Below are 19,849 nucleotides of genomic sequence, written 5' to 3' on the forward strand. Positions count from 1 at the left end.
CAATGAAAAAAAAGTATAGAATTAAACTTTCAAAAAATAGTAATTTACTAGTTAAAAATCCTTACCTTATGTTTTTAACACTGATTTGACGGAATGTGGAGAAAAATGTTGCTGAATTAAGATGAATTCAGTAAATCATAAGATTAATTTAAGGTAAATTTAAGGTTTTGGGGGATATATAGAGTTTACAAATTATTGGCTGGTTTACTTATGTAAAAAAAGCACGAACATAAGGGAATAATCTCAACTTATGTTCGCGCTATTATTTTTATTTCACTTCATTAATAACTTTTTTAGATACATAAAATTCAGAGCCATTGTAGACATTGATTGTATCAAATGTATGAGTCTTTGCCGTGTTTGTTGAAGTTTGTTCATAGATCATCGTGTTTTTATTGACTGGAATTTTCACTGTAACATCTGCTTTTTGTGCAATAAATGTTGGGTTTTCTTTATTCGATAAGTCAATTTTTGTTGTAAATCCTTTTTCCGTAAATGCCTTCGTTGCAGGCACATATAATTCATTTGTTAATGTGTTTAAGTCAAAGCCCATAAAGCGTGCCATTGTATGGGCTAAATCAGTGTTTTCTACTAATCCTGTCAATTTAGAAGGACCAAATGAATATAAGAATACATCTTCACCCGTATGGCCACCTGTTGTATAACCAATGTTTGCACGATTGGCTAGCATTTTTACCATTTCATTGCCTAAGTCTTTAGCAGACTGTAATGTTTTAAGCTCGTCCTCCGTTAATGAATCTAAGCCATAAAGAGCAGCGACCTCAACTAAATTCGAGCGATCTTCTTTTAGTTGGCTTAAAGCTCCTTCAATGGTCATTGTAGCTTTTTTTAACGGGTCGATGTACGCAGAGACTGGAATGCTGGAATAGGTACTAGTTGTATTAGCGTTCCCCATCGTAATGCCACTATTTCCATGATCAGTTACTGCGATGACTAAAGTATTACCATCTTCCTTCGCAAAATCAACCGCTTCTTTCACTGCATCATCGAATGATAAAATATCGCTAATGATACCAATAGTATCGTTGGCATGTGCAGCCCAGTCAACCTTACTACCTTCTACAAAGAGGAAGAAGCCATCCTCATCCTTTTTCAGCGTATTGATTGCTTTATTTGTCATTTCAGCAAGTGTAGGCTCAGATGCTCTTGTTTTAGCACGATCTAAATCATAAGCAAGTGCACTTGGCGCAAAGCTTCCCCAAATTTTTGAGGATTGACTGTTAAATAGCTCATCGCGCGTTTTAACGAGATCATAGTTTTTTTCATTCAAAACTTTGATTAAATCCTCGCCATCTTGACGAGCGTTTTTCGATGTGCCTGGTGATAGTGATTCCAGTCCACCACCTAAGACAACATCAATATTTTGATAAACCTGCTGCTCTGCTATATCCCCATATTGACTTCTATTGTTGACATGTGCAGAAAAACCAGCTGGTGTAGCATGTTGAATTTCGGAAGTAGAAATTAATCCAGTAGCCTTACCTTGCAGTTTAGCTCCTTCTAGCACATTGGCTACAGGTCGGAAGGCATCTTCCTTAGCGATTTGCGTTAATCCAGGGGAGTTGATCACAGAGGGCAGCACACCTATATATTTATCGTTCGATTTATGCCCAGTTGCTAATGCTGTCGCAGCAGGCGCGGAATCGGTAATGGCAGATTCAGCAGAATATGTGCGCATAGCACCCGATAAAATTTCATCCATTGCTAGGCTTTCACCTTTATACCAGCGAGAAAGGGTGACAGCATTATTACTGCTACCATCCATCACAAGCATAATGACATTTGTCGGTTTCTTTACTTCGGCTGCATGTACCTCTTGCTGTGGGATACTAACTGCGGATAAAGTCACTGCACTTGCTAAGAACAATGAAGTCCATTTTTTTGCGTATTTCATGATTTTCCTCCTTTAGGTGAATTCAATTGTAAGTGTAAAGGAATGGTGTAAAGCTAGCGTTAAAGGTTTGTTAATGGAATATGGTAATTATGTAAATATTGGGGAAGGAAAGAATCTGTGTAAAAGTCACACAGATTCTTTTGGGGCATTACAAATTTTCCTGATGTTGTGCGCCATCAATTGTTTCATAATATAAAATGTCTTCTTCAATGTACAAGTTGAGGACTTCATCTTCAAATAAGACTTCTTCGGAGCCGTCCTGGACATTAATTTTTGTTAAATAACCGGCATTGTCATAGTCACTGCAATAAATGAAATCATCATAAGTAGCTAAATAATAGCATGCCGTTTCTGTAATTTGATTGTTTTCATTTGTGTCTAAATTATAGGAATAGACCATATTATCATTGATACTATTATAATAAATCACATCATCCACAGTATTGGCATACCACATATCATGCATAAAATCATAATTGTTATTTGTAGCAGTAAAATAATTTTCATTTACCCATAAATGATCTTGGCTTAGTTTTTCATCACTGACTAAAAAGTATTCATAGGAAATCGCATAAGGCTCCGCTGAATCCACATCATTCCACGTTGTATCAAGATGATACCAATTGCCATCGATACTGACTAAATTCCAAGCATGCAGCTGATCCTCACTATAGCCATATACGTATTTAGCTTCTACATCCGATGCTAATAGTAGGCGATAAGCTAGTAGAGCATAGGCTTGACATACCGCAGTTTCCTCGTCTATCAGCTCAAAAACCGTTTGTCCCTCAGTAGAGCCTTGTTCTGTATAAGTGGCTAACTGTACGACCGTATCATTAATGATTTTAGCACGTTCAAAATCTGTCATATCTGTCGTAATATACTGGTCAGCAAAAGCCTCTACATATTGATCGACCTTTTGCTCCTTTTTGGCATCTGTTAAGTAATCAATCGACAACTCTACCAAATAGCCATCCTCGGTTTCCCAAGCCGTCCATTCATAAGTAAGAAAATAACCAGCTGTATAGGGATCAACGAAAGAAAGCAGGCTATTTAAGTCATTCAGCTGCACCTCAAAATCTTCGAAGTGTAGCTTCCCGGTATAAGGGACTTCAAAGTGCTGTTCAAACTTTGCTACTTGTTTTTCGACTTTTTTAGTGAATTGTAGTAAGGCAGGATCATCCTTAAATAATGAGGTTGAAAAAAGATCATTAGGTGAAAAAGAGGCAGATAACGCTTTACTTTCTGGCTTCTTCATATCATTCTCTGTTTCTTCTGCTAAGGTCGTAGTTGTTACATCCTCTTCCTCAAGAAGTAGGTCAATGGCCTTTGAGCATGCAGTAAGAAACGGAATCATGCAGCATAGCACAAGCAGCGCTGCTATTTTTTTATTCATTTTCCCACCCTCCAAAAAAATTCATTTTTGCCATTATAGTTTAATTTATAGGGAGTGACATCCACAAATAGTAGCATAAGTCGACAAGGATGGAAGCATGAGGCGGAAAATTTCCAGCAAAACATAAAGCGAAGTTTGTCATCACAACCTTTTTTTGTTATAATGTAGTCTGTTGTGATGTTTCAAAGTTCGGGAGGTGCAGTGAATGCATACAGTAGTATTAGTTTCATTAGTTATCGTATCATTAGCGTTAATCGTTGTGGTATTACTTCAATCTAGTAAAAGTGCAGGCTTATCAGGTGCCATCTCGGGTGGAGCTGAGCAACTATTTGGAAAGCAAAAAGCACGTGGTATGGATTTAATCCTTCACCGTGCAACAATTGTGTTAGCTATAGTGTTCTTTTTATTAGCAATCGCTATTACAAAAATCTAATAGTTGAAGATATATCGCCTAACCGAATTGGTTGGGCGTTTTCTTTTATCATTGTTAAATGGTAAATTCTCTCTCTGGAGTAATAAATGAATGGTAATGCAATAACCAATGTCATCCGCTGGGCATCATTGAGATGACGAGAATGGGTATAGTATGTATAAGTGTTTTAGAATGAAGGAGTGCTTACAGTGAACAAATCATTATCACAGCCATTTTTCTTTCAGGCAGGACCACGTGCTGTTTTATTATTACACGGCTTCACAGGAAGCTCTGCAGACGTACGAATGCTTGGTAGATTTTTAGAGAAAAAAGGGTATACTACATTAGCACCTCACTATAAAGGTCACGGTGTGGAACCAGAAGAACTAATCACAACAGGTCCAGCAGACTGGTGGCAGGATGTTATTGCCGCCTACAAACAGTTACAGGATGCTGGCTATCAGGAAATAGCCGTTGCTGGCCTTTCATTAGGCGGTGTTATGGCATTAAACGTTGCATTAAATAATCCTGTTAAAGGAATTGTGACAATGTGTGCCCCTATGACAATGCGTACAACCGACGTTATGTTTGAGGGTGTCTTGAAATATGCAAGGGACTATAAAAAGTTCCAAGGGAAACAGGAAGAGCAAATTGAAGCTGAAGTTGCAAGCATTGCTGACAAAGGCATGCCATCTCTACAGCAGCTACGAGAATTTATAGCTCGCACTCGTCAAGAAATTGACATGATTTACGCGCCTATTTTCGTCGTACAAGCTACAAATGATGAAGTAATAGAGACAGAATCTGCCAACATTATATATAATCAAACTGAGTCACTTGAAAAGCACATCAAGTGGTATGAAAACTCAAAACATGTTATTACATTAGATCAAGAAAAAGATCAATTACATGAGGACATTTATCGCTTTTTAGAAAGCCTAAATTGGGCACAATAATTATAAATAGGATTTTCTCATGAAGGAGGGAATATGTATGAAAGATCAAAAAGATACACTACAAAGTCGTTTACTCGATTTTTTCAGCAAAGATGATTATAAACCACTAACCGTCGGTGAAATCGAGGATGAATTCGGCTTTGAGGATGCGGAGGAGTTCAAGGAGCTTGTGAAAACACTTGTCCGCATGGAGGGGCAAGGCTTAGTTGTACGCTCTCGCTCCAATCGCTATGGCCTACCAGAGCGTATGAATTTACTAAGAGGTAAATTTATCGGACATGCGAAGGGCTTTGGCTTCGTGACACCTGATGTCGAGGGCATGGATGATGTGTTCATTCCGCCGCATGAAATTAACGGTGCCATTAACGGAGACATCGTTCTGATTCGTGTTTTAAAGGAATCATTTGGTGATCGACGTGAGGGTACGGTTACAAAGGTCGTTGAGCGTGGTCAAACAAGCTTTGTCGGCACATTTCAGGCTAACCGTGGCTTCGGCTTTGTTGTCCTAGACGATAAAAAGTTACCAATGGATATCTTTATTGCCAAAGGAGATACATTAGGAGCTGTCGATGGACATAAGGTTGTTGTTGAGGTAGCAACATGGCCAGAGGATTTAAAATCCGCTACAGGCTATATTACAAAAATTTTAGGGCATAAAAATGATCCAGGTGTGGACATTTTATCCATTTTATATAAGCATGACATTCCACCTGAATTCCCAGATGAAGTCATTGCTGCTGCACAGCGCGTGCCCGATGAAATTACCGAGGCCGATTTAGTAGGTCGTCGTGATTTACGTCATGAAACGATTGTGACAATTGATGGTGCAGATGCAAAGGATTTGGATGATGCTGTAACCGTAACCAAAAATGTAGATGGTACGTATAAGCTTGGCGTACATATTGCAGACGTAAGTTATTATGTAACACAAGGCTCAGTCATTGACATTGAAGCTTACGATCGTGCGACAAGTGTTTATTTAACAGACCGTGTCATTCCAATGATTCCACATCGTTTATCAAACGGCATTTGTTCATTAAATCCACAGGTTGATCGTTTAACACTATCCTGTGAAATGATTATTGATGCGAATGGTAATGTGGTTGCACACGAAATTTTCCAAAGTGTCATTAAAACGACTGAGCGTATGACGTATAAGGACGTTTACAAAATTTTAGAGGAGCAAGATGAGGCATTAATTGAACGCTATGAGCCACTTGTTCCAATGTTTAAAAACATGGCTGAGCTGTCTGGTATTTTACGCCGTAAACGCGAAATGCGAGGAGCTATTGACTTTGACTTCAAAGAATCTAAGGTGATCGTAAACGAAGAAGGATGGCCAGTGGATATTGAATTACGTGAACGAACAGTAGCGGAGAAATTAATTGAAGATTTCATGCTAGCTGCCAATGAAACAGTGGCAGAGCACTTCCACTGGATGAATGTACCGTTTCTATACCGTATTCACGAAGATCCAAAGCCTGAAAAGCTTCAACGCTTCTTTGAATTTGTCACGAATTTCGGGATTTTAATTAAGGGTACTGGTAATACCGTTCATCCTAAGGCATTACAGGATGTTTTGAAGGCAATTGAAGGTATGCCAGAGGAGCCTGTTATCTCAACGATGCTCCTACGTTCAATGCAGCAGGCGAAGTACTACCCAGAAAGTCTTGGACACTTTGGCTTATCAACGGATTTCTATACACACTTCACATCACCAATTCGTCGTTATCCTGACTTAGTTGTACACCGTTTAATTCGCACGTATTTAATTAACAAGGATACATCGAGAGAAACCATTGCACAGTGGAGTATGGCAATGGATGAAATTGCTGACCACACATCTGAGCGTGAACGTCGTGCTGTTGATGCAGAACGTGATACAGACGCACTGAAAAAAGCACAATATATGTCCGACAAAATTGGCGAAGAATTCGAAGGAATTGTTTCATCCATTACAAACTTCGGTATTTTCGTGGAGCTACCAAACACCATCGAAGGACTTGTCCATATTAGTAATATGACTGATGATTACTACCGCTTCGATGATCGTCAAATGATTATGATCGGGGAACGAACGAATCGCCAATTCCGTATTGGGGATGAAGTGACAGTTCGTGTGGCAAATGTCATTATTGAGGAGTCATCCATTGACTTTGAAATCGTTGGAATGGTAACTTCATATGGACGAACACGCAAAGCAGCACCAACTGTTATTCATGCACGTAAAAATTACAGCGATAACAAAGGTGGACGCAGTCGCCGAAGCACACGCAGTGATGAGGAAAAAGGCGGGCGTGGTGGCAATCGTAGAGGCGGTCGTCAAGAGGATGACCGTGGAACTCGTAGCTCATCAAAGCAAGGTGAACGACGTGAAAGTGACCGTGATCCACGTGGACGCCGCAAAGATGACTCAAGCCCAGGTCCAAAAAAACGCGTGAAGCAAAAGCAAAAGTTCTATGAGGGCATTGCCAAAAAAGGCAAAAAGAAAAAAACAAAACGTAAATAAGCCTAAGCGAAAGTATCCATTGAAAGGGTGCTTTCGCTTAAGCTCAACCTTTTAAGTAGAGGGTGAAAGATATGGCAAAAGGTTCTGGTAAAGTATTAGCACAAAACAAAAAAGCAGGCCACGACTACTTCATCGAAGAAACAATCGAAGCAGGCATGGTCCTAACAGGTACAGAAATCAAATCCATCCGTGCAGGCAAAGTTCAACTGAAAGACTCCTTTGTCCGCGTCCGCAATGGCGAAGCATGGATCAACAATATGCACGTTAGCGCCTTTGAACAAGGCAACCGCTTCAATCACGATCCACTACGCACCCGCAAGCTGCTGCTCCACAAAAAGCAAATCGGCGAGCTAGTCGGTGCCGTAAAACGTGACGGCTACACAATCGTTCCACTGAAAATGTACATAAAGGATGGCTACGCCAAGCTCCTAATCGGCATTGGTAAAGGGAAAAAAGACTACGACAAGCGCAGCGACATGCGCAAAAAAGAAGCCAAACGCGAGATGGAACGTGCCTTCAAAGCAAAAAATCAATATTAATAGATTTGGAGAAAGCTCACTGCGGATAGCGGTGAGTTTTTTCGTTGTTGGGTGGGGCGAGCGAGTTTGGCGGATAGAATGACGAAAGTGACGGATAGAGGTTGAAAAGTGGTGGATAGAGTAACAAAAGTGATGGATAGCAGACTTAATCTGACGGATAGTATTTATAGCTAAGCCAATTTTTTCTATTAAAGCGGTACACTTGAACTCTCTCTCATTTTGTTTTATAATATGTATTACTGATTGCCAGATTTCATGGAAGCGTACTTTTAAGCTCCCACCGTACTAGAAGCAATTCTAGCTCTTTGTTTGAACGAGGCCAAGCCGCTTCGCTTCATATTCAAGGGGACGTTACGGATTCGACAGGGATGGTTCAAGCTTTGGTCGCGCGTCGGAGGGCTCGGCTCCGTCATCAACGACAGTTATATAATAACTGGCAAACAACAAAACTTAGCTTTCGCAGCGTAAGCTCGTAAGCGCTCTGCCTCTCTATCGCCCATGTAGAGAACGTGGGGCCCAACTTTAGTGGGATACGGTCGATGGTGCCACCTGAGTCATCGGCAAGAGATTTCCAGGTTAGCGTACAGGACGCCTGTTTGTCGGCATAATGTTACGTGAATCGTAAATAGGCAAACTACACGCGTAGAAGCTGAAGTATTGGAGTTTCTGGACGCGGGTTCGACTCCCGCCGTCTCCATACTGTGAAATGTACTGAATTTCACTGAGTGTCATAAACGTTGATATACCAACGTTTATGACACTTTTTTTATGACTTTGAGTTGTACTGAAATTGATTGAATCCTTATTAAAAACCTTATTAACCTTTGTTAAACCTTTGTTAGAAATTAATCGGATTCATTGTTTAAAAAGGCTGTAAATTTATTAATAGTACCTTCTTTCGTTTTTCGCGTAACATGGGCATAAATTTCTAATGTTGTTTTCACATCGTTATGGCCTAAACGATACTGAACTTCTTTAATCGAGGCACCCGCTTCGAATAACAACGAGCAATGTGTGTGACGTAGTCCGTGTGTCGTAATATGCTCCAAACTGTGTTTTACAAGGAAGTCTGAAAGCCATTGTACAGTTTTATTAGGGTCTTGAAGAACGTTGTAAATATTAGAGAACACTAATTGTTGCTTCTTATTAGTGTTAATCCCTTTCTCAGCAAAAATCTTTTCTTGCTCACTTCGCCATAATTTTAAAATCTCAATGGTTTCTTCATCAATTTTGATTGTTCGAGGTTTACCATTTTTTGTTGGTCCAAGATAAAGCCCTTTCTCGCCACGTTTCACTGCTTTAGTAATTCGAACATCAAAAGTATCAAAGTCGATATCCTTCCATTTTAAAGCGAAAATTTCCCCTTTACGCATTCCAGAGAAAGCGAGCAAACGAAAAACAGCTCGCTTTTTAATATTAGGGTCTTCTTGTAAAAGGGTTAAGAACTGTACAAGCTCCTCACGCGAATAAAAATTTTCAAACTCTTCATCGTCCTCATCAATTGAAATTTTTGCTTTGATAATAGGCATTTCGATTAATTCAAAAGGGTTATTATCAATGATGCCATGTTTCATAGCGTACTTCATAACAAGAGCTGCATAGTTCTTCACCATTTTGAAGCGCTTTAGTTTTTTGGCCCATTGGTTTACATGCTTTTGACAGATTGCGGCATCAATATTAGCAATTCGATATGATCCGAAGGCAGTTAAAATGTGATTGCTGAAAATACGTTTAGTTTTTAGTAGGGTGCTATCCTCTACTGTATTTTCATATTGTTCTAACCATAATTCATAGACCTCTTGATACGTGTCTTTAGAAACTTTTCCGAAAGTACCATTTTTAATTTCTTGTTGCAACTCATAATAAGCCTCTTTAGCTTCTTTCTTTGTTTTAAAGCCGCTACGAGTAGTTGTTTTTTCCTTGCCTGTTAATGGATCTGTGCCAATATAAATGTGGAATTTATATCGGAGTTCATTAGTTTTTAGTTTGTAACTTTTAATATTAACCATATGTTCCTCCTGTTTCGTGCTTACGGAGACAAAGAGGTTGTAGTAACTAGTACTACAGTTTCAGTTTATGTGATAGGCGACGCTTTAGCAAATAAGACATTGTAAGACAACAAAAAACGCAATAGAGTTTTGATGCTCTATTGCGTATTAAATAAATATTTATTCGATTAGATATCGGGAGGTGCAGAGTGGAAAGTCATCGAATGAGAATTCCTTAGAGGCACTCTTCGTAACATTTTAAGTCCGGTATTTTCTTTTAAATTTCATTTTTCATCTGTTTTCCTCCTGATTAATTGATATCAAATTCTTTATAGTAATCAAGTAAACATTGTAAAGTATTTTGTTTTATTTTATTTGTAGCATGCGAATAAAACATATGAGTCGTATTCTCCTTTTTTGAATGTCCTACACGATCCTTAATACCAAAAAAGTCTGCTTCGGCTTCAAGAAGGTGTGTCACGTGGGTATGGCGTAAACCATGAACTGTAACATACTTGATATTAGCTTTATCAATAGCTTCAGTTAGATAGTCATTTGGAGAACTTGTTTTTAAATATTTATTGACTGTGTTATTGAAAATTATCTGTTCGTTATCCGATTTACGAGGTAGACCCAATTGCTTCAACTGTCTAAATTGTAACTCTTCCCATGTTTTCAACATCTCTAAGGTTGTAGGGTCTAAAGGAATAATATGACTAATTTTCCCTTTGGTAAGACCAACATTTTTACCCCTGTTATGTTTTGAATAGGAGTAAGCTGAATGAATCGAAAGTTGTCCGTTATCAAAATCTACATCAGACCAGGTTAAAACCAATAATTCGCCTTTACGCATCCCTGTATACATAAGAAGACGTAATAAACATTGTTTTTTATAATCTAGTTCGGGTAAAACTTGAAGTAATTTTTTGAAATCTGCTACTTCGATGTAATTACCGTTTTGAGTATGAGGTACTTCCTTTGGAATTCGTGCAAACTTGAAAGGATTTTTATGAATATCTCCGAGACGAAACGCTGTTTCCATAACATCTGAAGCATAGTTAACAATGTGATGAAAATACTTCAGTTTTTTTGAAAGTCCGATAGCAAATTGCTCGCACATTGCGACATTAATTTTTGCTAATTTCTTTTCGCCGAAGAACGGTAAAATATGATTTTTAAAATAACCCTCTGTTTTAGAGTAAGTACTCATTGTAATTCCTGATACTTTATATGCTTCGTCCCAAAATACATAAGCATCTTTAAACGTCTTTAACATATTTGAGGGATTTAGCCCGTTACTAAATTCAAATTTTAGCTTTTCAATTGCTCGCTCCGCTTGTTTTACAGTTTTAAATTTACTTCGGGTTACGATTTTTTCTTTACCTGTTAAAGGATCAACGCCAAGGTATACGGTAAAACGAAATACTGTTGTTCCATCCTTTAATTGATATGATTTAATTTGTGGGTACTTTTTTGAAATATTTAGCATGTTATATATCCTCCTCGATTGAATTTTATTTAATTGAAGAGATTAGTTTTGCGAAGTAATTCCCCTCAAATCTCTAGTTTTAAAAGCTATTTTGTTTCATAAATTCATCTAATGCTGATTTTGATACGCGTCGAATGCGACCGATCTCTGCTACTTCTAATCCCTTTGCACGAAAAGTCATTAGCGTTTTGTAAGATACATTTAAATACTCAGCAGCGGTTTTTAAATTCATCCATTCTTCATTTTCTAAATCACGTCGTTGCATCCGAATTTCCTACCTTTCTCTTGCTATAAGACTTGAAATCTAGTTTTGTTTTTTAAAAGCTGGAAATATAATAACAGCCATTTTCTCATATTCGAATAGCTACTGTTAAATTTTTTTATCATTGTTTACAAAGGGAGATAAGATAATAAATTCTTTTCGTCCTGATTTACCACCTAAGTCAAACTGGATAAAGCCACGCTCTTCTAAAATTTTTAGTACTAGGTTAAAGGCTGGGGCAGTAGTAAAAATCTTTTTTGTCTTTTGCCATAAATCTTGCTTAGAAACTTTACGCTGTTTCTTTTCTTCTGTTAGTAGTTCTAACTTACCTAGTAAATATTGAGCCATATCGTTCGATTCCTTGCTAAACATGATTCCATAAGCGTTAGTAATTTGGGAATCAAAATATTCCTTTAACTTTAGTGCCTCCTTTAACGTTTTTACTTCAATTGTTGTAGGAATATCTGATTTATCCTTTGCAATGTCGGTGTGTTTAGCAACATGTAATAAACCTGTAATTCGTAATAAATTACCGATAATTTTTCCACCCCAACTTTTTAAGGAGTCACAATATAGCTGTTCTGGTAAAAATAATGTCTCCACATTTTGTTCAAATTTCTTCAGGACATCGTATGATTCCGAGGAAAGTTCAAGTGCAACTGAATCTTTACCTTCGAAATTTAGTAGTTTAGAAATTAAATTGTTATATAAATATTTAGTTTCTGAATCTACTGGTTTAGCATTGTACACATCGCGTTTACCTAATAAATCTTCAGGCATAGAGATTAAAAAACGAGGAATTAAGCCTCGATCAATGATTTTCTGAGGCATATCCTGAATAACGGTCGGCTGGGCTGAGATGCAAATTGTTACTAAAGGTTCTTCTATTCGTTCAGTATCTCTTGAGATTCGGTCAGTTCGCAGGGAGTCACCCGAATAACCCTTTAAATACACATCTAGTTTACTTGCTTCAAATTTAATAGATGATTTTAACCGTTCAAATAAATCTCCTTCTGAAGAGGCAATCGCAATACGTTCAGAATTTTGGGAAATCCTAGATACTATTACTTCTTCAGTTGAGTTATCTAAAATGAGAGTTGGAGCTGGCTTTGGTTTTAATTTTTCTCTTAAGGTCCACAAATTTTCCAAATCGTCTAGTGGCTCAGTGTCACCTGATTTTGCATATTCATTTTCAAGTTTATCTATACGCCTATTTAGTAAAGATAGATGTTTTTCATTCTTTTTCTGCAATTCTTGATGCGATTTAATAAGATTCGATTCATAATCGAATAAAGGTCCCATCATTAATCCAAAAACAGCCGACTTACGATTTGATGCTTGTAATAGCACGGCTGTGTATGTGTTTAAAGGTTCTTTCCATCCTTTGATTGGTTCAACGTGAAACTTTTTTTGTAAAACAGTTGATAGTACACCAATTAAACAAATTGCAGCAAGATCTACTGGGGTCTGTGTAAAGCGACTTACTGCTAAAATCATATTTTTTAAAGTGTTAGGAAAAATATTAACGTCAAATTGCTTTAGAGCTGATTCTTCAAATGTTATGGGTGGTTGCCATTCAAACCCATACTCATCTAGGCTATTAATACTTTCGTACAACTCTTCATACAATTTAATACTTGATTGTTGTCCGTCGCTTTGAACATTAGGTGGCTTTTCCTTAGCATGTTTTTTTTCACTTTTAATATCTAGTTCTAATTTAGCTTCAGCCAATTTTAGTTCTGAAAAATCGTCTTCTACTTCTTGATTTTCTTCTTGTTTGAATTCATTACATTCCTGATTGTTTTGCATATCGAATTTTCCTCCGTTATTACTAATTTCATGCCTAGGTACCTAAAGATTAAAAAAATGCATTAATAGCAACCCTTCCGGATAGGGTGCTGTTGAATCCTAGAAGGACTAAAAAGGCTTGTCCTACTAAAATTTGAAGTATTCTACCATGACTTTTTAAGTATTCGAATAGCTTTGATCATTTTTTTTGATTATTTTCGAAAATGTAAATGCCAGTGAATTGTTTCAAATCTGCAAATCATTATATCTTTAAACTTTTTAATTCTTATAGGTCTAAAGAATCTTTTTGAAGGTTGTAAAATAGTATTGTAATTAGCAATGAAAAAAGCAAAAAGGGTCACCCGTTAGGACAACCCTTTTCGCTTTTTGATATATAATTTGGTTTCAATTAAGGAAAAATAAATTTAATTATTAGAAAGGAAGGCTTTCATTACTAGTTCATGCTTTTTATCCTTATCTGATTTTACATAGTTACTTTGACTATATCTTTCTAAAAATGTTTGCTGGTTTTCGATAGCTTGTTTTCTGTTTTCTTCCGCCGCTAACTTAGCTAAAAGAGCCTTTTCTTCAAATTGGCGTTCAAAAGCTTCCTTTGCCTGTAAAAAATGTTCAGCGTATTTTGATTGATTATTAATTTCGATGTCTAGGTCCGCTAGGCTAAGTTTTTCATTGTTTATTTTAAATGCTTGAGCAAATGTTAGTTTATAAGGCATTGAGAAGAAGTGTGCTTTAAGTGGTAAAGTGTTTGGGTGTTCTAAAACATGGAAAGCTTCAATAGAAATGGCTTCATTAGCAGGCGTAATATACATTATACTTTTCACGTTGAAGTCTGTTTTAGGTAACTTTAGTACTGCCTGTAGGTCCCCTAATTCCCCTAGTTGTTTTAAAAAATTCTTCCAATGAATATCCGCTTTTTGACTTGTTAACGCCTGTAGTTCGGTTTTCCATAGAACAAGTGATTGTCCATCAATATCAATGCCCAGATGGTTGCACTCAATGAAAAATAGTGGTTCATAACCTAATGATGCATAATAATTTTTTTGATTTTGAATAGATTTTGCAATAGCTTGATCTGTAGAAGCAGTAATGTGAGTGACAACTATAATTGCGTACTTATAATTATTAATTTTTAAAGTGATGTCTGGAATGTGTTTTGAAAAGTCCTAGTTTAGATATCCTGGGTTGACTGTAACGTGTGGATAAACTTTTGCTAATACATTTAATTCGTCGTTTATTAAAGCTACTATATGTGGTTGTCGTGGTGTGTCGTTCTTCTTTTGCTTTTCATACTTGTTATAACGTGCTTCGCTTTGTTTGGATGCTTCACAACTCTCCCCATGCAAATGTGAAAAGAAATTCCCTAAAATTTCTCCGCTTTTTACATATAACTTTGCTTTGCAGTATGGGCAAATAAACGTACCTTTTTTGGCAATTTGCTTGTAATTATCTATTTCAACGGTGGGTAAATTTTGTGGGATTATGTATAGTTTCTCTTCGTTCGTATGCCAAGCTTCTCTCATAATATAACCTCCTATAAAATGATATTTATAAGGAATATGGGTAATATCAGTAGAAAGTTTCAATATTTTTACATTTAAATGGGTTGTATTCTAAATATAGGGTTTTTATACAAAATATTTTAAATTATCATTATTCTACACAAAATTTACTTCCTTTAATTACAAGGTGCTATAATAGTAGAAACTACCTAAAGTGAAAGGCTGTGTAAGTCAGATGGAGCAATATTCAATTTTACGTAAAGACTTAATTCATGAATTAGAATCATATTTAGTTGGCCCACGCAGAGAAGATGAAATACTTGGTGAAAACATTAGACCGATGCAGTTTTATTTAACAGGTAAATTAGTTCCGTTAGGTTCAACATCGGATGTAGTAAATGAGCGAGATAACGCAATAGAAACGCATATACAAGTAAGTGAAGAAGAGTTAAGTGAGCAACTTACAACAAAGAAGCTCTTTCGTCCTTCTACGATGGGATTTAGTTTTAAATTACAGGAATTAACGACTGTTGAAATAGAAGCATCTTGGGCTATCTATGAGGATAAAGAACATAAACGTATGTCACAATCAGAAAAGTGGCAAATTGACCTTTCAAAAAATAGAACCGATACGCTGGAAAATATGAATGACTCTAAGTACGGCAAAGTACGTTATACCGTTACTTATCGAAATAACTTGTATCACGTAAATATTTTTTTAATGAATAGTTTAAAAAGGGAACAATACCCATTACAAAATGAGGTCATGTTTCAAAGTTCGTTAAAGGTACATATACCAACATCTCATGTAGTTAAATTTACGTCAAAAGCTGATCAATATAATGTCCAAAATGAACTTCTTTACCGTGATAAAGAAGAATTAGCAATCGGTCATGGTGTAGGAGTTGATTGGGAAGTAGTTGGCAATATTACAACAATTTATTCAACGTGGATGCCACGTTATGAATTGCCGAATGTTGAGCATTGTAAAATCGAAAATCAGTCATTTAAAATGAAGGATTTAAGTGAATATACTGCCGACATTTTGAAAGACAAGTTAAGTGTTATACCAACTGCATATAAATTGTGGTTGAAGCATGAAGTTCAAATAATAAATGAGCTACCAGATTATTTAAGAGTTGAGGCAGAACAGAACGTTTTTAAAGTAAGGGACATTATTCAACGTTTAGAAGAGGGTATTTCACTTGTGACAGAAAATAACGATTCTCTATGCTATTTAGCGTTTCAATTTGCTAACCGCGCTATGTTATTGCAACGTGCGCAATCTTCAGTGGCTCAAACATATCGTATAACAGGTGAGCGAATAAAACCTACGTTAGATGGCGAATGGCGTTTATTCCAATTAATATTCTTACTCATGAATATTGCGGGCGCATCGGATCAACAACATCAAGATAGAGAAATTGTTGATTTAATTTGGTTCCCAACAGGAGGTGGTAAAACAGAGGCATATTTAGGAGTAGCTGCTTATGTCATGGCGTATCGTCGATTATTAGCACCAAATCAAATAGACAAGTATGCTGGAGTTACAGTTTTCATGCGATATACATTGCGTTTATTAACAACACAACAATTCCAACGGGCTGCAGCTTTAATTTGTGCGGCAGAAGTTTTACGAAAGCCGAATGCAAAATTATTTGGTGAAGAGCCATTTAGTATAGGGCTTTGGATTGGAAAGGATTCATCGCCTAATAAATTTGTAGATGCAATGGATAAGCTAGAACAATTACGTGAAGGTAAGGAAGTTAAATCGGGTAATCCTATTCAGCTAATGCATTGTCCTTGGTGTGGAGCGGAACTAGGGCCAGAGCAGTATGAAATTAGCAATAACTCACAGAAAATTTGTTGTTCTAATAAAGAATGTATGTTTAAACATGGCATTCCTGTTTATACGGTCGATGAGGCAATTTATAAGAAGTTACCAACATTGTTAATTGGTACGGTAGATAAAATTGCTCAGTTACCGTGGAAACAAAATATGCATGAACTTTTTGGAAATAAAAATGTTTATCACCGAGAGCGAGGGTTTGAAAATAGCGAATCTACTCCAAGAGGATACAGTCGTATTAATCGTTTAAAACCACCTGAGTTAATTATTCAAGATGAGCTGCATTTGATTTCTGGTCCATTAGGCTCTTTAACAGGCTTATATGAGGTAGCAATCGATTTATTAACAAGACATAATGGAAGACCGGCTAAAGTAATTGCTTCAACTGCAACGATTAGTGGTGCGGACGAGCAAATTCGAGCGCTTTATGGACGAAATATGCAGCAGTTCCCATTAGCTATACAAAAAGCAAATGATAATTTTGTATCGAAGGAAGTCCCGACGTCTGAAAAGCCAGGGCGCTATTATGTAGGAATATGTGCGCCAGGGGTAAGTAATAAAATTCAAGCGATTCAAACATATAGTGCCTATGCAACCATCACAAGAAGTGAGCAAAAGTATAAAGTAGATCCATATTATACAATGCTAGGCTATTTCAATACGGTTAAAGAATTAGCAGGGATGAATACTACGTTTAAAGATGAAATAAACTCACGATTAAATATGTTAGATCCAACTAATAAATTTGAACATGATTTAATGGTTGAAGAATTAACTAGCCGAAAAAAGGCACAAGAAATCCCTCAACTACTTACGCAAATGGAAAAAACAATGGATGAAGCGGGCGTTCTTGACGCAGTTCTCGCAACAAATATGATTTCTGTAGGTGTCGATGTGGATCGTTTAGGAACGATGATTGTACAAGGACAACCTAAAACGACTTCAGAATACATTCAAGCAACAAGTCGTGTAGGGCGTAAATATCCAGGGATTGTGTTTATTCTATTAAATTCAATGCGTTCTAGAGACTTATCGCATTTCGAACGATTTAGAGTGTATCATCAAGCGTTATATCGTCATGTAGAAACAATGAGCGTGACGCCATTTGCTAAAGGGGCCTTATATAAAGGATTAACAGGTACTTTCATCGGGTTTATTCGCCAAACGATTATGGAAATCAATGCTGAGCAAAGTCCGAAGAAAATAGTACAGCTACAAAAAGTAGTAGATACTGCTACCGTTCAGTTTTTAGAAAGAGTTCAAAATGCTCATGGAGCAACCATTGAAAACGAAGTAAAGGATTTATTAGATTGGTGGCGAGAGTTAGCGTTGAAATACGCTGAAGATACATTAGCTTACAAAGAATCAAAATATGTAAAAACTTATTTATTAAAAAACTTTAATGAAGAAGTGAAAGTAAAAGATGCTCGTCCAGCTATGATGTCACTGAGAAATGTAGAAGCAGCTATTGAAATTGAGGTGTTAAAATCATGAGTCAACAAAATGAAACAATAAGACCTTCCCAATTAATATACCAATCTGGTCCAGGAGCAATCGTTGAACTTTTATGTCAAAGTGTTATCGTAAAATCAGCAGATCAATGGAATACAGGTAGGGCGCCACAAGAAAAGGATGTACGAATTACATCATTTTTAGGGGTGGATCATGTAAGGATTTTAAATGAAAATCCCGATAAACAAAAAATTAAAGCGGTAGAATTTCCTAAATGGAAAATCTGTCCGAAATGTCACAATATGACGAATTACGATAATGCCACTTGTTATTATTGTTCAAGAAAAAATGAAGATGACATTCAAGAGCTTTATGCAAGCCGTTTTGTATTAGCATGTGAAAATGGCCATCTGTCAGATTTTCCTTATGATGAATGGGTTCATCGAAATAAGCCTTGTACAGAAAAATCTAAAGATTCGCGACTAATGTTGAAAACGCGTGGCTCAAGTGGGTCTTTATCGGACTTACACGTAATTTGCTTGCATTGTAAGCATAGTGAAAGTCTAGGTAATATTATGAAACCCGAAGAAAGGGATAATCACGGCTTATTTGATTGCCAAGGGGAACGGCCTTGGATTAGTCCAAGAGCTAATGAGTCATGTAAATGCAAAATGAAAACAACATTACGTGGTGCATCTAATGTGTATTCACCTTCGATTATGAGCTTTTTACAAGTTCCTTTAACGGCATCTAGCTCTGAATTTGAAGTTCTGTATTTAGTAGAAAAAGATAAAGAAAAATTTAGTAAGGCTTATCAAGGTATGGGTGAATCAGGTCTTGAAATGGCGTGTAGTTTCAAAAGTATCCCACCTTCTTTTGTACCTATTATCAAACGCTATTTAGATGGGGAAATAACGCTTGAAGAAAGTTCGACCTATGAATCGATTAAAAAGCAGGAGTGGAATACATTAATACAGTATGAAATAAACGAAGAACATTTTTCATCTAAAAAAGTCGATATTGCACCAATTTTAGTGCCGTATTTTGATGGTATTTTCCGCATAGATTCTGTACCGGAAGTTCAAGTGCTAAAAGAATTTACTCGTCTAGATTACATTGACCGATTTACAGATGATGAAGTGAAAACACAGCCAGTCGTTATAACGAATGAACCCAAATGGCTACCTGCTGTGCGAAATTACGGCGAGGGTATTTTCTTTCAATTTAATTTAGAGAAGTTACTACAATGGGAACAAACCGAACAGGTAACGAGCGCTATTATTAAGTCATATAATGCTTACCGTGAAGAATTTAATAATACTCAATTAAATATTTTGCCACGTCAAATCTTGTTGCATACATTTAGTCACGCATTGTTACAACAATTAGCTGCTCATTGTGGTTACACAACGACATCTTTAAAAGAGCGTATTTACGCGAGTGAAGATATGTATGGCGTATTTATTTACACTGCTTCTGGCGATTCAGAAGGAAGTTTAGGCGGTTTAACAAACTTAGCGCAGAGTGAGAAATTATTACCTATTATTATTAGGTCGTTGGAGAAAATGAGCTATTGTTCTTCAGATCCAATCTGTTCAGACGGAGAATTTGAATATCATACGTCAGCGAACGGGGCGGCATGTCATGCATGTACTTTTGTATCAGAAACATCTTGTGAATGGGGCAATTTATTGTTAGATCGTCGCACATTAATCAATATTAATCCGAATGAAAAAGATGGTTATTTCGATCAATTATTAGAAATGTAAGTTAA

Annotated in this window: 14 protein-coding genes and 1 other RNA gene; 7 read left to right on the forward strand and 8 right to left on the reverse strand. The window is 36.7% G+C overall.

What is annotated here, in order from left to right:
• Positions 1 to 268: 268 nt before the first annotated feature.
• Both VK91_RS03695 and VK91_RS03700 read right to left on the reverse strand, forming a co-directional pair.
• Positions 269 to 1,915 carry an alkaline phosphatase gene (locus tag VK91_RS03695; protein ID WP_048390894.1) on the reverse strand — a complete coding sequence of 549 codons (1,647 nt, stop codon included), beginning with the start codon at positions 1,913 to 1,915 and terminating at the stop codon, positions 269 to 271.
• A gap of 148 nt (positions 1,916 to 2,063) precedes the next feature.
• Positions 2,064 to 3,311, reverse strand: a complete 1,248-nt coding sequence (locus VK91_RS03700) for a DUF5050 domain-containing protein (RefSeq protein ID WP_048390896.1) — start codon at positions 3,309 to 3,311, stop codon at positions 2,064 to 2,066.
• A 205-nt stretch (positions 3,312 to 3,516) separates the two neighbouring features.
• Between VK91_RS03700 and secG the strand changes: the two genes are divergently transcribed.
• The 5 genes from secG (at position 3,517) to ssrA (ending at position 8,427) form a co-directional block, all read left to right on the forward strand.
• A complete protein-coding gene (secG, locus tag VK91_RS03705) occupies positions 3,517 to 3,744 on the forward strand; it encodes a preprotein translocase subunit SecG (RefSeq protein ID WP_004228101.1) in 228 nt (75 codons plus the stop codon).
• Positions 3,745 to 3,932: 188 nt separating this feature from the next.
• Entirely contained in the window at positions 3,933 to 4,679 is a 747-nt protein-coding gene (locus VK91_RS03710) for a carboxylesterase (RefSeq protein WP_004228103.1), read from the forward strand.
• Between the two features lie 37 nt (positions 4,680 to 4,716).
• A complete protein-coding gene (rnr, locus tag VK91_RS03715; protein WP_048390899.1) occupies positions 4,717 to 7,188 on the forward strand; it encodes a ribonuclease R in 2,472 nt (823 codons plus the stop codon).
• Between the two features lie 71 nt (positions 7,189 to 7,259).
• Entirely contained in the window at positions 7,260 to 7,727 is a 468-nt protein-coding gene (smpB, locus tag VK91_RS03720; RefSeq protein ID WP_048390901.1) for an SsrA-binding protein SmpB, read from the forward strand.
• A 344-nt stretch (positions 7,728 to 8,071) separates the two neighbouring features.
• Positions 8,072 to 8,427: a transfer-messenger RNA gene (ssrA, locus tag VK91_RS22360) on the forward strand.
• Positions 8,428 to 8,572: 145 nt separating this feature from the next.
• Here ssrA and VK91_RS03725 read toward each other — a convergent pair.
• The 6 genes from VK91_RS03725 to VK91_RS03750 all read right to left on the reverse strand — a co-directional run bounded on the left by VK91_RS03725 (position 8,573) and on the right by VK91_RS03750 (position 14,795).
• A complete protein-coding gene (locus VK91_RS03725; RefSeq protein WP_048390903.1) occupies positions 8,573 to 9,736 on the reverse strand; it encodes a site-specific integrase in 1,164 nt (387 codons plus the stop codon).
• Between the two features lie 289 nt (positions 9,737 to 10,025).
• Positions 10,026 to 11,204, reverse strand: coding sequence for a site-specific integrase (locus tag VK91_RS03730; protein ID WP_048390905.1), 1,179 nt, complete (start codon positions 11,202 to 11,204; stop codon positions 10,026 to 10,028).
• A 79-nt stretch (positions 11,205 to 11,283) separates the two neighbouring features.
• Positions 11,284 to 11,469 (reverse strand): helix-turn-helix domain-containing protein, encoded by a 186-nt coding sequence (locus VK91_RS03735; RefSeq protein WP_048390907.1) that lies wholly within the window; start codon positions 11,467 to 11,469, stop codon positions 11,284 to 11,286.
• Between the two features lie 105 nt (positions 11,470 to 11,574).
• Positions 11,575 to 13,275 carry a YfjI family protein gene (locus VK91_RS03740; protein WP_048390909.1) on the reverse strand — a complete coding sequence of 567 codons (1,701 nt, stop codon included), beginning with the start codon at positions 13,273 to 13,275 and terminating at the stop codon, positions 11,575 to 11,577.
• Positions 13,276 to 13,679: 404 nt separating this feature from the next.
• Positions 13,680 to 14,084 carry a hypothetical protein gene (locus VK91_RS03745; RefSeq protein WP_048390912.1) on the reverse strand — a complete coding sequence of 135 codons (405 nt, stop codon included), beginning with the start codon at positions 14,082 to 14,084 and terminating at the stop codon, positions 13,680 to 13,682.
• 354 nt (positions 14,085 to 14,438) lie between these two features.
• Positions 14,439 to 14,795, reverse strand: a complete 357-nt coding sequence (locus VK91_RS03750) for a competence protein CoiA family protein (protein WP_048390914.1) — start codon at positions 14,793 to 14,795, stop codon at positions 14,439 to 14,441.
• 214 nt (positions 14,796 to 15,009) lie between these two features.
• On the opposite strand from VK91_RS03750, the gene drmA reads away from it, so the two are divergent.
• Positions 15,010 to 18,117: a DISARM system helicase DrmA gene (drmA, locus tag VK91_RS03755; RefSeq protein ID WP_048390976.1), complete on the forward strand. Its 3,108-nt coding sequence runs from the start codon at positions 15,010 to 15,012 to the stop codon at positions 18,115 to 18,117.
• Positions 18,114 to 19,844, forward strand: a complete 1,731-nt coding sequence (gene drmB / locus VK91_RS03760) for a DUF1998 domain-containing protein (protein WP_048390917.1) — start codon at positions 18,114 to 18,116, stop codon at positions 19,842 to 19,844. The genes drmA and drmB overlap by 4 nt, the downstream gene beginning before the upstream one ends.
• Positions 19,845 to 19,849: the final 5 nt, after the last annotated feature.

Origin of the sequence: Lysinibacillus sp. LK3 (assembly GCF_001043675.1) — a bacterium.
In the GTDB taxonomy this organism is placed as follows: domain Bacteria; phylum Bacillota; class Bacilli; order Bacillales_A; family Planococcaceae; genus Lysinibacillus; species Lysinibacillus capsici.